The 13,782-nt window shown below is 57.0% G+C and carries 10 protein-coding genes; 8 read left to right on the forward strand and 2 right to left on the reverse strand.

Annotated elements, in window-relative coordinates; genetic code table 11:
* From CKX93_RS00025 to CKX93_RS00055, 7 genes are all read left to right on the forward strand, one after another.
* The coding region (locus CKX93_RS00025) for a beta strand repeat-containing protein (protein ID WP_240076660.1) at positions 1 to 3,939 on the forward strand (3,939 nt) is incomplete at its 5' end.
* Positions 3,940 to 3,985: 46 nt separating this feature from the next.
* On the forward strand, positions 3,986 to 4,303 hold the full coding sequence (locus tag CKX93_RS00030) for a DUF3467 domain-containing protein (RefSeq protein WP_084178572.1): 318 nt from the start codon (positions 3,986 to 3,988) through the stop codon (positions 4,301 to 4,303).
* Positions 4,304 to 4,321: 18 nt separating this feature from the next.
* Entirely contained in the window at positions 4,322 to 6,139 is a 1,818-nt protein-coding gene (locus CKX93_RS00035) for an efflux RND transporter periplasmic adaptor subunit (protein WP_076754159.1), read from the forward strand.
* 2 nt (positions 6,140 to 6,141) lie between these two features.
* Positions 6,142 to 8,295, forward strand: coding sequence for a PqqD family peptide modification chaperone (locus CKX93_RS00040; RefSeq protein WP_076754161.1), 2,154 nt, complete (start codon positions 6,142 to 6,144; stop codon positions 8,293 to 8,295).
* Complete coding sequence (locus CKX93_RS00045; RefSeq protein ID WP_076754163.1) at positions 8,295 to 10,280, forward strand: preprotein translocase subunit SecA; 1,986 nt, start codon at positions 8,295 to 8,297, stop codon at positions 10,278 to 10,280. The genes CKX93_RS00040 and CKX93_RS00045 overlap by 1 nt, the downstream gene beginning before the upstream one ends.
* A gap of 4 nt (positions 10,281 to 10,284) precedes the next feature.
* Positions 10,285 to 10,998 carry an efflux RND transporter periplasmic adaptor subunit gene (locus CKX93_RS00050; protein ID WP_084178573.1) on the forward strand — a complete coding sequence of 238 codons (714 nt, stop codon included), beginning with the start codon at positions 10,285 to 10,287 and terminating at the stop codon, positions 10,996 to 10,998.
* Between the two features lie 23 nt (positions 10,999 to 11,021).
* A complete protein-coding gene (locus CKX93_RS00055; RefSeq protein WP_076754165.1) occupies positions 11,022 to 11,741 on the forward strand; it encodes a SapC family protein in 720 nt (239 codons plus the stop codon).
* An 82-nt stretch (positions 11,742 to 11,823) separates the two neighbouring features.
* Here the strand turns inward: CKX93_RS00055 and CKX93_RS00060 are convergent, their stop codons facing one another.
* Positions 11,824 to 12,351, reverse strand: a complete 528-nt coding sequence (locus tag CKX93_RS00060; RefSeq protein WP_076754166.1) for an invasion associated locus B family protein — start codon at positions 12,349 to 12,351, stop codon at positions 11,824 to 11,826.
* A gap of 64 nt (positions 12,352 to 12,415) precedes the next feature.
* Here CKX93_RS00060 and CKX93_RS00065 point away from each other — a divergent pair, with 64 nt between their 5' ends.
* Positions 12,416 to 13,009, forward strand: coding sequence for a GNAT family N-acetyltransferase (locus CKX93_RS00065; RefSeq protein WP_076754168.1), 594 nt, complete (start codon positions 12,416 to 12,418; stop codon positions 13,007 to 13,009).
* On the opposite strand, the gene cobF is transcribed toward CKX93_RS00065, so the two are convergent.
* Complete coding sequence (cobF, locus tag CKX93_RS00070; RefSeq protein ID WP_076754169.1) at positions 12,993 to 13,757, reverse strand: precorrin-6A synthase (deacetylating); 765 nt, start codon at positions 13,755 to 13,757, stop codon at positions 12,993 to 12,995. The two genes, CKX93_RS00065 and cobF, sit on opposite strands and share 17 nt — an antisense overlap.
* Between the last annotated feature and the right edge of the window lie 25 nt (positions 13,758 to 13,782).

Genomic DNA, 13,782 nt, shown 5'->3' on the forward strand with positions numbered 1-13,782 from the left:
ACCACCAGCGTGGACACGGTCAGCGCACTGGCGGCGACCGGTTCGATCTTCGTGACCGAAGCCAACGGCGTGACGGTGGATTCTGTGGCAGTAACGGTGCGTGACTTCAACGCTAATGCCAGCACCACGGAAGTGGCCGACGCCCTGCAATCCGATCTGACTACCGGTGACGATGGTGACATCGTGCTGGTGGCCACCCTGGGCGACATCGTGCTCAATGACGGTACCGCGACGAACGCGGGGCAAGCGGTAAGTGCGGACGGCAGCGGCTCTGTCCGTCTTGAGGCTACGGCGGGCAGTCTGACGGCTAATGCCGGTGCGGACATACTCAGCGGCTCTGGTGATATCACGCTGCGCGCAGGTGAGGGGATAAGTCTGGGTGCCAACGTAGATGTAGTCACAGCCAGCTTAGGTACTATTAGCATCAATGCGGTTGGGGGCGCTTTGACGATGGCTGGCAACAGCAACGTGACCGCCAGCGGCAGCAGCGCGCGTTTGGCGGCAGATGGCAATCTGACGGTGGGCAATGTGCAGGCCACCAACGTCAGTCTGGTGTCTGGGAACGGTGCGATCATCAACGCTGCAGGCAGCGAGATGAACGTGACCGCCACGAACCTGCGCCTGCAGGCCGAGGGCGCGATCGGCGCCAGCGACAGTCACCTCACCACCAGCGTGGACACGGTCAGCGCACTGGCGGCGACCGGTTCGATCTTCGTGACCGAAGCCAACGGCGTGACGGTGGATTCTGTGGCAGTAACGGTGCGTGACTTCAACGCTAATGCCAGCACCACGGAAGTGGCCGACGCCCTGCAATCCGATCTGACTACCGGTGACGATGGTGACATCGTGCTGGTGGCCACCCTGGGCGACATCGTGCTCAATGACGGTACCGCGACGAACGCGGGGCAAGCGGTAAGTGCGGACGGCAGCGGCTCTGTCCGTCTTGAGGCTACGGCGGGCAGTCTGACGGCTAATGCCGGTGCGGACATACTCAGCGGCTCTGGTGATATCACGCTGCGCGCAGGTGAGGGGATAAGTCTGGGTGCCAACGTAGATGTAGTCACAGCCAGCTTAGGTACTATTAGCATCAATGCGGTTGGGGGCGCTTTGACGATGGCTGGCAACAGCAACGTGACCGCCAGCGGCAGCAGCGCGCGTTTGGCGGCAGATGGCGATCTCACGGTGGGTAATGTCACGGCTTCTAACGTCAGCTTGGTTTCTGGCGGAGCCATTATTAATGCCGCTGACAGCATCAAGAACGTCACCGCCACGAACCTTCGGCTGCAGGCACAAGATTCCATCGGTGTTGCAGGCCGTCATCTGACCACCAATGCGGACACGATCAGCGCTCTGGCTTCTACCGGTTCGATCTTTGTGACCGAAACCAACGGCGTGACGGTGGATTCTGTGGCAGTAACGGTGCGTGACTTCGACGCTAATGCCAGCACCACGGAAGTGGCCGACGCCCTGCAATCCGATCTGACTACCGGTGACGATGGTGACATCGTGCTGGTGGCCACCCTGGGAGATATTACCCTGAAGGATGGGCACGACGATGACGGTATTGCTGTCAGTGCCAACGGTACCGGCAACGTGCTCATCCGTGCCATGGACGGTTCCATCGAGTCCAACGCGGATATCCTGTCAGACACAGGTCACCTCACGCTAAGGGCCGAAAACAACATTAACCTTAATGAAGAAGTTGATGTGGTGACGGGTGCACCCGGCACGATAAGCTTCAATGCAGTTACGGGCGCTTTGACGATGGCTGGCAACAGCAGCGTGACCGCCAGCGGCAGCAGCGCGCGTTTGGCGGCAGATGGCGATCTCACGGTGGGCAATGTTACCGCTGACGATGTGAGCCTGGTATCTGGTGCGTCGATCATCAACGCTGCGGGCAGCACGATGAACGTGACCGCCACGAACCTGCGCCTGCAGGCCGAGGGCGCGATCGGCGCCAGCGACCGTCACCTCACCACCAGCGTGGACACGATCAGCGCACTGGCGGCGACCAGTTCGCTCTTCATTACAGAGACCAATGGGCTGATCGTAGGAGATGTGGCGGTAACCGTCTCCGAGATGGGAGATTCGGGGCAAGTTTCAACGGTCGATGATTCAGTATTAAGTGGCCTTAAGGCTGAAACTGCCGAAAAGATGATATTCGTGACCTTGGATGGAGGGGATTTAACACAGGCGAATGGTTCGCCAATCTTAGTTGGCCGGTTGCGTTTAGATGTTGATGGCGGCATCGAGCTCAATGATGCTGATAACTCCATTGAAGAAATGGCGGCAACAACGACAAATTCAGGCATCAGCTTTCGAAATCAAGGTGCACTTAAAATAACAACCTTAGACGGCATTTCGGGATTTGATTCGAACTCAAATGATATTCGGGTTTGGGCAGGCGGTGATTTGCGACTTGCCGAAGATATCAATGCCGGTACAGCAAATGTTTATATCGTGTCTGACGGAGGAGGTGTTGAATCTCTTCACAGCGGGCCCTCGGGTGACGGTCCTTTCGCCAAGATTCAGGCTAATCGGCTGGGAGCGAAAGCTCGAGACGCAATTTTATTACTGGGTGACAATGAGATTGATGTGTTTGCCGGCTCAGTGACTGTGTCTGGCGATGGCCTTGAATTTGTCAGCAGCGGATCGTTGACTGTTGGTGACTTAGGCACACTAACCGTGGCTGGCATCGATATTGGTCCCTTGGCGGGTATTACCACCAATGGTGGTGATATTGATCTGGTACTGGAGGCCGCTGGTTCTGATCCCGGCATGCTTTCCTTGATGAATGCGATCAGTACTGGATCGCGCAGCACGGGTAATGTATTGCTCTTTGCTGATGGCGATATCTTGATGAGCGCCAATGGGGCGGGGGTGACTGCTAAGAGACTCACTATCGATGAGGCCTCTGGTGGTGATGTGCGCCTAGCTCATCCGCAGAACCCCGTGAGCTTAAATGCCGCTCGTTTGTTTAGTGAAGGCGCCAATGATGTCGCTGAGTTTGTGGCTCTTGATGTAGGTGGTGTGGTTCAGTTTGCCAACCGCGGGGACTTGTCACTGCCTGTCGGCGTCGTTGGCAACAATATTTGGATTCGCGCTGAGGGTGACCTGACTGTGGGCGGCGGCGTAGTGGCCGGTCCAGGTAACTCACCGCAGAATGTGGTTTTGGCGGCGGGTGGGGCGTTCCGCAATACTTTAGGGGCAAGTGCTATCTCGGCCTCTTCGGGTTGGGTGATTTACGACAACAATCCACTGAATGATCTGTCGCGATTGGGCGGGTTGATTCCTCAGTATCGCTTCTTCTCAACCACCTATGATGATTTGCCCATTCCTCTGATGCCCATTGGTGGCAATGTTTATGTCTCGACCATGCCGCTGCAAATCCCGGAGACCTTCTTCCGCGGCCTGCATGGCTCGGATGCGGCCTTGGGTACCGGGGCTGTGGCGCGCAACTCGGCACCTGAGGGGGCGAGTACGGCATTGATGAGCCAAGGCGCCGATCGCGGCGCTATCATTCCGGGAGGCAATTACTCTATGCCTCTACAGCCTTGGACCGGGGTGTTTGGTGGTCGCCTCGGCAGTATGCCGCGTCCGATAGGCGGTGCCTGGGTGGTGGGATCTGCTGCGGATAATACCGATGGTTTGGCGGCGCCTTTGTCGCTGCAGCTGCGGCCTAATGTGCCATTCCAGGCCTCGTTGGAGAATATTTTGGGTGGGGCCGAGCTGTGGTCCGCCAACCTCTCTGATGGTCAGGCTTTGCCTAGCTGGCTACAGATTGCCGATGTTGATGGCATGCGAATCTTAACGGGTCGGCCGCCAGCAGATTTTAGTGGGTCATTATCTCTGGGACTGTTGGTGCGCGACGTAGGTGATGGCTTCCTAAAACTCATCAATATTGAGATTGATGCCAATCTGGGAATAGCTCAGAATTAACCTGAAATATTGCAGTTAAATAACTGATCTGAGGATGTGAAACCGAATGACTGAAAAAAGCAGTGTGAAAGTAAAACCCGAAGTGGCGACCGCTGAGACGCTGGGCAATCAGCCCAAGATCCATTGGGATGAGAGTGATATGCAGTCGGTGTATGCCAATGTCTGTAATGTCATGGGAACCCGCGAGGAAATCTCCTTGGTGTTTGGCTCCAATCAAACGCTACAGCCCAAGCCCGGTGGTGAGGTGACCATTAAGGTCTCGAATCGGGTGATGCTGACCCCGCATGCCGCCAAACGCTTTGCTTTGTTGCTGAAGATGGGTTTGGATCAATACGAACAGAAGTTTGGTGAAATCAAGTTATAAACCTTTGATGCCATCTCCATGAGCAGCACCGTTCAGCCCCTGAAGGCCTCGCGCCAGCAGGCCTGGTTGCGGCTGCTGCAGGAGGAGTCTGAGGCAGTCTTTTATGCTGCCTGGCTGAGCCTGCTCGCCGACAATATGGACGGCGTGGCGGAGATGGCTTTGGTGCTGGGGCCGGCCAATCAAGGCCCTTTTGCGCCAGTGGCCAGTTGGCCCCACAAAAGCCCCTGTAGCGAGGCCCTGCAGCAAAGCTGTGAACAGGTCTTGGAAATGCGTCGGCCGATTACCCGGTCGGTGGAGGGACGAGCGTTTATGGCCATTCCCGTGCAGCGCGGCTATGACATGCTGGGCGTTTTAGGGATTGGCTTTGAGCAGTCCCAGATCGCCGAATCCGCGCGCACCTGGGCGTATTTGGGTTTAGGTTGGTTATTGGCGCACCCCTCGACACAGCCGCGCCAAGAAGGCGGTGGTGAGCTTAATGAGCGGCTGTTACTCCTATTAGACCTGATGCTCTCGGGGCATGCCGAGGAAAAACCCCGTGAGGCGTTTCAGGCGGTGTTGTCTGAGGCGGCCATTAAGCTGGGGTGTGACCGCATCTCTTTGGGCACGCTTAAAGGCAAAAGAGTGCGCCTGCAGGCCATGTCCTCAGCCGCAGACTTTGCCAAGAAAATCGATTTAACCCTGGCGCTAGAGGCGGCCATGAACGAGGCCACCGATCAAGGCAGCCGTCTCATGGTGCCCGCAGATGCAGAGACTTTGGCCACGGTGCGGGCGCATGAAGCGCTGCTGCGCGATCATGGCAATGAAGCGGCGTTGACTGTGCCGTTTTTTATTGAATCGGGCCATTGTGGGGCACTGTGTTTTGAGTGGGTTGAGGCCCCCAGTACCGATACGGTGGGCTTGGCCGAGGGCTTGGCGGCGGTGGTCGGGCGGGTATTGTTAGAGCGCGAGCTGGCTGATTTATCGACTTGGGGGATGCTGCGGCGGTCGGGTTCGCGGGCTTTACATCGCTTGTTTGGGCCGCGTTACTTGGGGCGCAAGCTCTTGCTCTCGGGTTTTTTGTTGTTGGCGTTGTTTTTTACCTTTGCGCATGGTCAGTTTCGTGTCTCTGCCGAGGCGGGCCTTGAAGGCACCGTGCATCGCACGATCTCTGCGCCGTTTGATGGCTTTGTGGCCGAGTCATTTTATCGCGCCGGGCAGGTGGTTGATGAGGGCACAGTGCTAGCGAGCTTGGATGATCGGGATTTGCGCTTGGAGTATCTGCGCTGGTCGAGTCAACGGGCGCAGTTTGAACGCGAGATGCGCTCCGCTCAGGGAAGGCGCGATTCTGCGGGTGCACAGGTGGCCGAGGCACAGATGCGCCAAGCGGAGGCGCAGATGGACATGGCACGTATCCTGCTCGAGCGCACCGCCATCGTCGCGCCATTTGCGGCGGTGATTACCGCGGGAGATTTATCGCAAGATCTGGGCCGGCCGGTGCAGCGCGGTGCCTCTTTGTTTGAGTTGGCGCCCGTGGCCGATTATCGCGTCGTGGTCGAGGTTGATGAGGGCGATATCGCTGAAGTGCTCGAGGGTCAGCGAGGGAGTCTGGTCCTCAAGGCGTTTCCCGAACAGAAGTTCACCTTTGATGTGAGCTTGGTGACCCCGGTCTCAGAGCCGGGTGATGGCAAGAACCGTTTTCGTGTCGAGGGCCGGCTGTATGAACACAGTGAGGCCATGCGACCGGGGATGCGCGGCGTGGCTAAGATCGATGTGCGCCGTGAGCGATTGATCTGGATTTGGACCCGGGATATGCGTCACTGGCTGCGCCTGCAGCGTTGGCGCTGGTTGGGTTTTTAAGCATGTCGGATCTATTCTCCACTTCCTGGTATCGAGTGGCCGATGCGGTGCCGCGTCTGCGTACCCAGGCGCGCGTCTTTCGCCACGTGTATCGCGGTGAGGTCTGGCACTTAGTCCAGGATCTCGGCAGCGGTAAGTTCCTGAGGCTAAACCCAGCCGCCTACCATGTGGTGGCTCTAATTGATGGGGTACGACCCCTTGAGGAGATTTGGCAGCATGCATGCGAGGCTTTGGGCGAGGAGGCGCCCAGCCAAGATGATGTAATCCACCTGTTAGGGCAGCTGCATCAGGCCAATGTGCTGGTCTCGAATCGCTTGCCGGATATCGAAGAGCTAGAGGAGCGGCGCGAGCGCAACTGGAAGCAGCGCCTCAAGCAATACATCGCTAACCCCATGGCCTTGCGCTTCCCGCTGATCGATCCAGATCGGTTTTTGACGCGGCTGATGCCCTTATTCCCGCGCTGGGCCTTGCCCTGGATGCTCTTGGTTTGGCTGGCCTTGGTGGGCATGGGGCTGTTCCTGACGCTGCGTCATTGGGGGGATATTACCGCCGACATCACGCGCCTTATCTTCACGCCCGAATATGTGTTGATGCTGCTGATTGTTTTTCCGCTGCTCAAAGCCATCCACGAGATCGGTCATGGCATCGCCATCAAGCTTTTTGGAGGGCAATGTCATGAGATGGGCATGATGCTGTTGGTGCTCATGCCGATTCCCTATGTCGATGCCAGTCATGCCACGGCATTTTTGAATAAGTATCAGCGCATCTTGGTGGGCGGAGCCGGGATGATGATTGAGTTGGCGATTGCCTCGGTGGCGCTGTGGCTGTGGACCATGGCGGAGCCGGGATTGATGCGCGTCTTTTTGCATGAGGTGGTTTTGGTGGCGGGGGTGAGTACGCTGTTGTTCAACATCAACCCGCTTTTGCGCCTCGATGGGTATTACATGCTCTCGGATTGGTTGGAGATTCCGAATCTGGGGCAAAAATCCAACCGCTATTTTGGGCATGTGCTGAAAAAGTATGTCCTTAGGGCGAAAAAGCACCTGAATCCCCCGGAAACCGAACATGGCGAGGCGCCATGGCTGTTTTCTTATTCGGTGCTGTCTTTTTTATATCGGATGTTTATTGTCACGGTGATCGTCTTGTTCGTGGCGCAGCAGCTTTTTTTCATTGGCATGTTGCTGGCCGCTTGGGCGATCTACATGATGCTGGTGTTGCCGCTGGGTAAAAGCCTTAAAGCCGCTTGGTTTGATCCGGCTTTGGCTGAAAAGCGGGGCCGCTTGGTCTCGGCCAGCACCGGCTTTGTGTTGGTCATGGCTTATTTGATATTGCTTGTGCCGCTGCCAGCAGCCACCGCTGTGGAGGGGGTGACTTGGATGTCGGAGCGCTCACAACTGCGCGCCCCAGCCAGTTGTTTTGGGTTACAAGTGCTGGCCAATCCGGGACCTGTGATGCGCGGTCAGCCTTTGGTGGTCTGTGAAGATGAATTATTGGATATGGCTTTAGCCGAGCTACAGGCCAAGCGCGATGAGCATTTGGCGGATCTGGCGCGGGCGGATCGCCAAGATCGCGTGCTGGCGATGAACATCCGTGAAGAGCTGGCATACACCGAGGCATCGATTGCTGATTTGCAGCGCCGTTTGGCCAATCTCGAGGTGCTTAGCCCGCATGCCGGTCGCTTTGTTTTGGCTTCGCGTCGGGACTTTGTGGGCCGGTTTTGGCAACGCGGCGACATCATGGGGTATGTAGTGGATCCTGAGCGCTTTACCTTGATGGTGGTGGTCCCGCAGCGCGATGCCAACCGCGTGCGCGAAGATCTGCGCAAGGTGTCCTTACAAGCGGCCGATACACCGGGTCGTCTGCACTCAGCTCGGCTGGTGCGTGAAGTGCCAGCCGCTACCGATGAGCTGCCTAGTATGGCTTTGTCTCTGCAAGGCGGCGGGCGCATTGGTGTCAATCCCCAGCCCGACAGTGAAGGCATGCCGCGGGCACTCCAGCAACTGTTTGTGCTGGAATTAACCCTGGATGACCCCGAACCCATATCGGCGTTTTTGGGTCAGCGCGTGCATGTTCGTTTTGCGCATAGCCCCGAGCCCTTGGGGCGGCAGATCTATCGGGTGGTGCGCGATGTGTTTGCCGAGCGGTTCTTGATCTGATGTTTGCTTTACTGGCTCGCGGCACGCGTTATCCCCAACGTATGGAGTGGGAGGAGCGGCGCTTTTTGGATCGCGTTTGGGACCGCAGCGCCAGTTTCTTGCGCCGCTGGTCAGTAGGCGCTTCATGGCGACAGCGACGTTTTGCGGCAGCGGTGCTCGATGCTGAACAAGAACTCAAGGGTCTAGAGGCCAATGCCCTAGCCGAAGACCTGCAGTCTTTGCGTTACGCCTTGCGCCGTGATGGACCTTTAGATAGCTTGCTGGCGCGGGCGTTTGCGCATGTGCGTCTTAAGTCGGTCGAGATTTTGGGGCTAGCGCATTATCCAGTGCAGCTGCGTGGCGGCTATCTCTTGACGCAAGGCTTATTGGTGGAGATGGACACGGGTGAGGGCAAAACCTTGACCGCGACCCTACCGGCGGCGGTGATGGCGTTATCGGGTTACCAAGTGCAAGTCGTGACCGTGAATAATTACTTGGCTGAGCGCGATTGTGAGCAGATGAGCCCCTTATTTGCGGGGCTGGGTCTGAGCTGTTCGGTGGTGCGCGAGGACAGCGAGCCGCCCGAGCGCCAAGCCGCTTATGCCTGTGACATCACCTACTGCACCGGCAAGACCCTCACCTTTGATTACCTCAAGGACCGCATCGCCATGCAAGCTAGGGTACGACCCCTGCACATGTTTATGGATAGTTTCACGGGACGTTGGCAGCGCAATGTGTTGTTGCCGGGGCTGCAATATGTGGTGGTGGATGAGGCGGATAGCGTGTTGATTGATGAGGCACGCACGCCTTTGATTATCTCCGCGGTGGGCGATAGTGAGAGCGAGGAGGCGTTTTATCGGCAGGCCATGGAGTTGGCGCGCCAGCTCGAGCCCGAGGCGCATTTTTTGCGCGACCCGGACGTGCGCAGCTTTGATTTGACACGCGGTGGGCGGGCTTATCTTGAGGCAGCAGCCACGGACATGAGCGGTTTGTGGCGCAACACCTATCGGCGCGAGGAAGCGGTGCTGCAAGCCTTGTCGGCCTTGTATTTATTCAACCGCGATCAGCATTACATTGTCGCGGATGAAAAAATTGTCATCGTCGATGAACACACGGGACGTAGCATGCCGGATCGTTCTTGGGAGCGCGGCATGCACCAACTCATCGAGATTAAAGAGGACGTGCCGCTGTCACCGCCGCGTCTGACTTTGGCGAAGATCAGTTTCCAGTTATTTTTCCAACGCTATCTGCGCCTGGCGGGGATGTCAGGCACGGTGCGTGAGGTGGGGCGTGAGATGCGCGGTGTCTACAAAGTCTCGGTGGTGCGCGTACCGCCGCATCGCCCCAGTCAGCGTCGATGCCTAGGCCGTTTTGTCTGTGCGGATGCGGAACAGAAGTGGGAGAGGGTGGTGCAACGCATCCAAACGCTATTGACCCAGCAGCGCCCGGTGTTGGTCGGCACTCAGTCGATTGCTAATGCCGACCGCTTATCGGCGTATTTACATGAGGCAGGCGTAGTACATCAGGTATTGCATGCCCGCCAAGATGAGGCTGAAGCCGAGGCCAATATTGTGGCGCGCGCCGGGCAGGAGGGGCAGGTGACCATCGCCACCAATATGGCGGGCCGGGGTACGGACATTAAATTATCCGCCGAGGTCGCCACTGCCGGGGGGCTGCATGTCATACTGACCGAGCGGCATGAGAATCGGCGTATCGACCGACAGCTAATCGGCCGTTGTGGGCGTCAAGGCGAGCCGGGTTCTTGGGAGGAGATCAGTTCGCTGGATGATGAGCTGGTAAAACATTTTTGGGCGCCGGTGCGCGATGTCTTGCGCACGGGTTTGCGTCAGTGGCCTGAACGGGCGGTCGTGCAATGGTCAGCCCGGGTGTATTACCGTTTGGCGCAAATCCGCGTGGAGCGCCAACATCGACGCATCCGAGCACGGCTGTTGCGCGCTGAGTTTAAGCTGCGTCGGTCTTTGTCATTTTCCGGACGAATGGAGTAAGCAAATGCGTTGGTGGTTTTCTGCCTTGGGTATGGTGCTGTGGTTGCCTATCGGTGCCCAGGCCGCGGCTTTGAGCTGTCTATTGGAGCCTTCGGTGGATGTGCATGTGGGTGTGGCCTCGGAGGGATTCTTAACCGATGTACGCGTAGATCGCTCGGATGTCGTGACCCGAGGCCAGGTTCTGGCGCGGCTTAATGATGGTGTCGAGCGCGCTTCGGTGGACTATCAGCGTACCCGTGAGAGTTTTGCCCAGCGCCGGGTGAGCCGCACCGAGGATTTTCGCGAGCGGCGCTTGATGTCCGAGCAGGAATTGGATGAGATTGCCACCGAGCTACAATTGGCTAGAGCTGAACTGCGCGAGCGTCGGGAACGTCTGGCTTTGCGCGAGATCCGCAGTCCCATCGACGGCGTAGTCGTTGAACGCTTAAAAAACACCGGCGATTTGATCAATAACGATCAAGTATTTCGCCTTATGCGCCTGGATCCTTTGTTTATCGAGGTGGTGATGCCACTGGAGAGTTATGGGCAGTTTGCTCTCGGACAAAAACACTCCATCACCGTGCATCACCTCGAAGAAATCCATGAAGTCGAACTCATCAATGTGGACCGGGTGATCGATCCTGGTAGTAACACGTTCCGCTTGCGTTTGAAATTAGACAACCCCGAACAGCGCATTCCATCGGGGCTGCGTTGTGAGTTTCATTTAAATGCATTTTAAGCGATATAGCTAAGGAGTTATTTATGTCGATGTTATTGTTTTATGAGCGCCCCGTTGCCCTCAATCGTGAAACCCACAAGGGTCATAAAGTCAAAGGGCCTAGCGACTACAAGTTCGCCGCCAAAACCAATTCGGTAGTGCTAGCCGGGATGGAATTTTTTGAAGCCTTAAAGAATTACCCTATCGTCTTTACCAGCAGCGAGGATGCGGTGGTGCCGGTGGCTGTGTTAGGTATCCGCGACCAGGAAAACCTGTTCGTTGATAGCGAGGGTAAGTGGGCCGATGCCTATTTGCCGGCATTCGTGCGCCGCTACCCCTTTGTTTTGGCCAACCGCCCGGAAGATGCCGATCAACTGATGATTTGTGTGGAGGAATCGGCTTTGAACAAAAAGCAGGGTGAGGCGCTGTTTACTAAGGAAGGCGAGGAGAGTGATTACTTAAAGCGTGCCACTGAGTTCATGCAGCAGTATCACATCCACTTTCAGAAAACCCGCGAGTTTGGTCAGCGCTTAAAAGATCTGGGACTGCTGCAGCCCATGAGCGCGCGCATCACGCTAGCCGGTAGCAGCGATGAGATGGTCCTGGGTCAGTTCGAGGTGGTGGATGAACAAGCTCTGCGCAAGCTCTCGCCAGAGGATATCCACAGCTTGTTTGATTCGGGTTTTCTCGGCTGGATTTATGCGCACCTAATTTCTTTGAGCAACTTCCAGCAGTTGACCCAGCGGGTGCAAGCCGCGGCCTAAGGGCCGAGGTCTGGCTTGAGGGTGATAGGAAGCCTGTGGAAGGGGGATCGACGGTTTTCGGCCGACCCCCCCCTTCTGTGGCTTAGCGCAATCCGTTACTGGCGGCGGTGAAACCGCGCAGCGATTTCTCGATCACTAAAACCTCGGACTGGCCAAAGCCGCGAAAGCCAATGCGCAGTTCGTTACCGGCGCGCATGCGGTTAAACCAAGTGTCATCCAAAGGGAATAACACCAAACATCCATCGGGCAGACAGGTTTGGTAGGGCAGCTGGATTTCCTCGCCCTCGTCTATGGTTATGGCAATACCGGAGCGCAGGTCAATCCCTAAAGGCATAACGATTTGCAGCAGGCGTTGGCCGTTGGGCGTGATACCGATGTTGGTTTGTACCAAGCGCTGTTCTCGACCGTTGTCCCGTTGGGAAAGGGTTTGCACCATTTCACAGCGCTGTCCATCGGGCGTTTCGGCGCACAGCAAAATCCAGTCGCCATGCTCGGTGGTGGTGACATTGTTCGGTAGGTCGCCGAGTTGCTGCTGAGCCCAGGCGGGCGCGGTTATGATCAGTAAAGCAGCGGCAGCGACAAGACCGGCAAAGCGCGAGATAACTGACATGCGTATGACTCCGTTGAAAGATGGGTTATTTTATCGCGTATGGCGGCGAGAGTGTGAGTACTGAATGAGCGAGCTTGAGGTGAAAACCATTTATGGCCAGGCGATAGGCGCTTGGCTTTCGTCACTGGCTCAGCTGCGCATCACAGTGTTTCGCGAATTCCCTTACCTGTACGAAGGTAACTTGGCTTACGAAGCCCAGTATTTGCAGATCTATGTGGATAGTCCGCGCAGCATCGCCGTACTGTTATTAGACGGTGACACCTTGGTCGGTGCTTCCACAGGTTTACCTTTGGCCGATGAGACGCCCGAGTTCACCAGCCCCTTCCACGCCGCGGGTCTGGCCGCCAAAGATTATTTTTACTGTGCCGAGACGATTATTTTGCCGGCTTACCGGGGTCATGGCCTTTATCGCGGCTGCTTTGAGGCCCGCGAGGCGCGTGCCAAGGAGTTGGGTCTGAAATACAGTTGTTTGGCTTCGGTGCTGCGTCCCGAAAACCACCCGCGGCGGCCAGCGGATTATCAGGCTTTGGATCCGATTTGGCAGCGCTATGGCTATACTGCGCGCCCGGATCTACAGATGTCACTGGCCTGGCAGGATCTGGATGAAGCGGCCGAGTCTCCCAAAGCCCTGCAGTTTTATATCAAGCCTTTAACCTGAGTGGGCGACGCAGCAAATAGGTATCCATAATCCAGCCATGGCGGGCGCGAGCTTGCTGGCGCGTGGTGATAATCTCATCGGCCACCTGCATCACTGGGCCCTGGATCAAGAGCTGATCGGGCGTGCCCAAATAGGCGCCCCAAAAAATCTCCATCTCTGGCTGCATCACGTGGGTGAAGCTGCATTCTCCATCTAGCATCACCACCACGGCATCCAAATCGGCAGGAAAACCTGCTTTTAAGGCTCGGCCTGTGGTGATGTGGATGGGCTCACCGATGCGATTCAGCGGCTCGGCAAATGCGGCAGCTAGGGCTTGGATGCTGCTGATGCCGGGGATGACTTGGGTTTGGATCGCGCACTGGCCGCGCGCCTCGATCTGGCGCATCAGCCGCATCGCGCTGTCATAAATACTGGGCTCGCCCCAAACCAACAGGGCGCCCACGCCGCTCTCCGATAGCGAGGTCATTAGGGCCTCTTCTAAACGCTCGGCGCGCTGTTCATGCCAATGTTGCACATCTTGGTGGTAATTCGGGCTTTGGGCGCGCGGTGGATCATTTAGGACCATCGCTTGCGCATCAGGGCGGGCATGCCGCTGAAAAAGCGCTTGGCGGGCGGCGATTAAATCGTGAGTTTCTTCGCGTTTGTCGAGAAAAAAGAACACATCGACGGCTTGCATGGCTTCTATGGCCTGCAAGGTGAGATGCTGGGGATCACCGGCACCGATGCCGATTAAAAAGATTTGGCGCATGTGGCTTATTATGCCTGTGGGCGAG

Source organism: Ectothiorhodosinus mongolicus, assembly GCF_022406875.1.
GTDB classification, from domain to species: domain Bacteria; phylum Pseudomonadota; class Gammaproteobacteria; order Ectothiorhodospirales; family Ectothiorhodospiraceae; genus Ectothiorhodospira; species Ectothiorhodospira mongolica.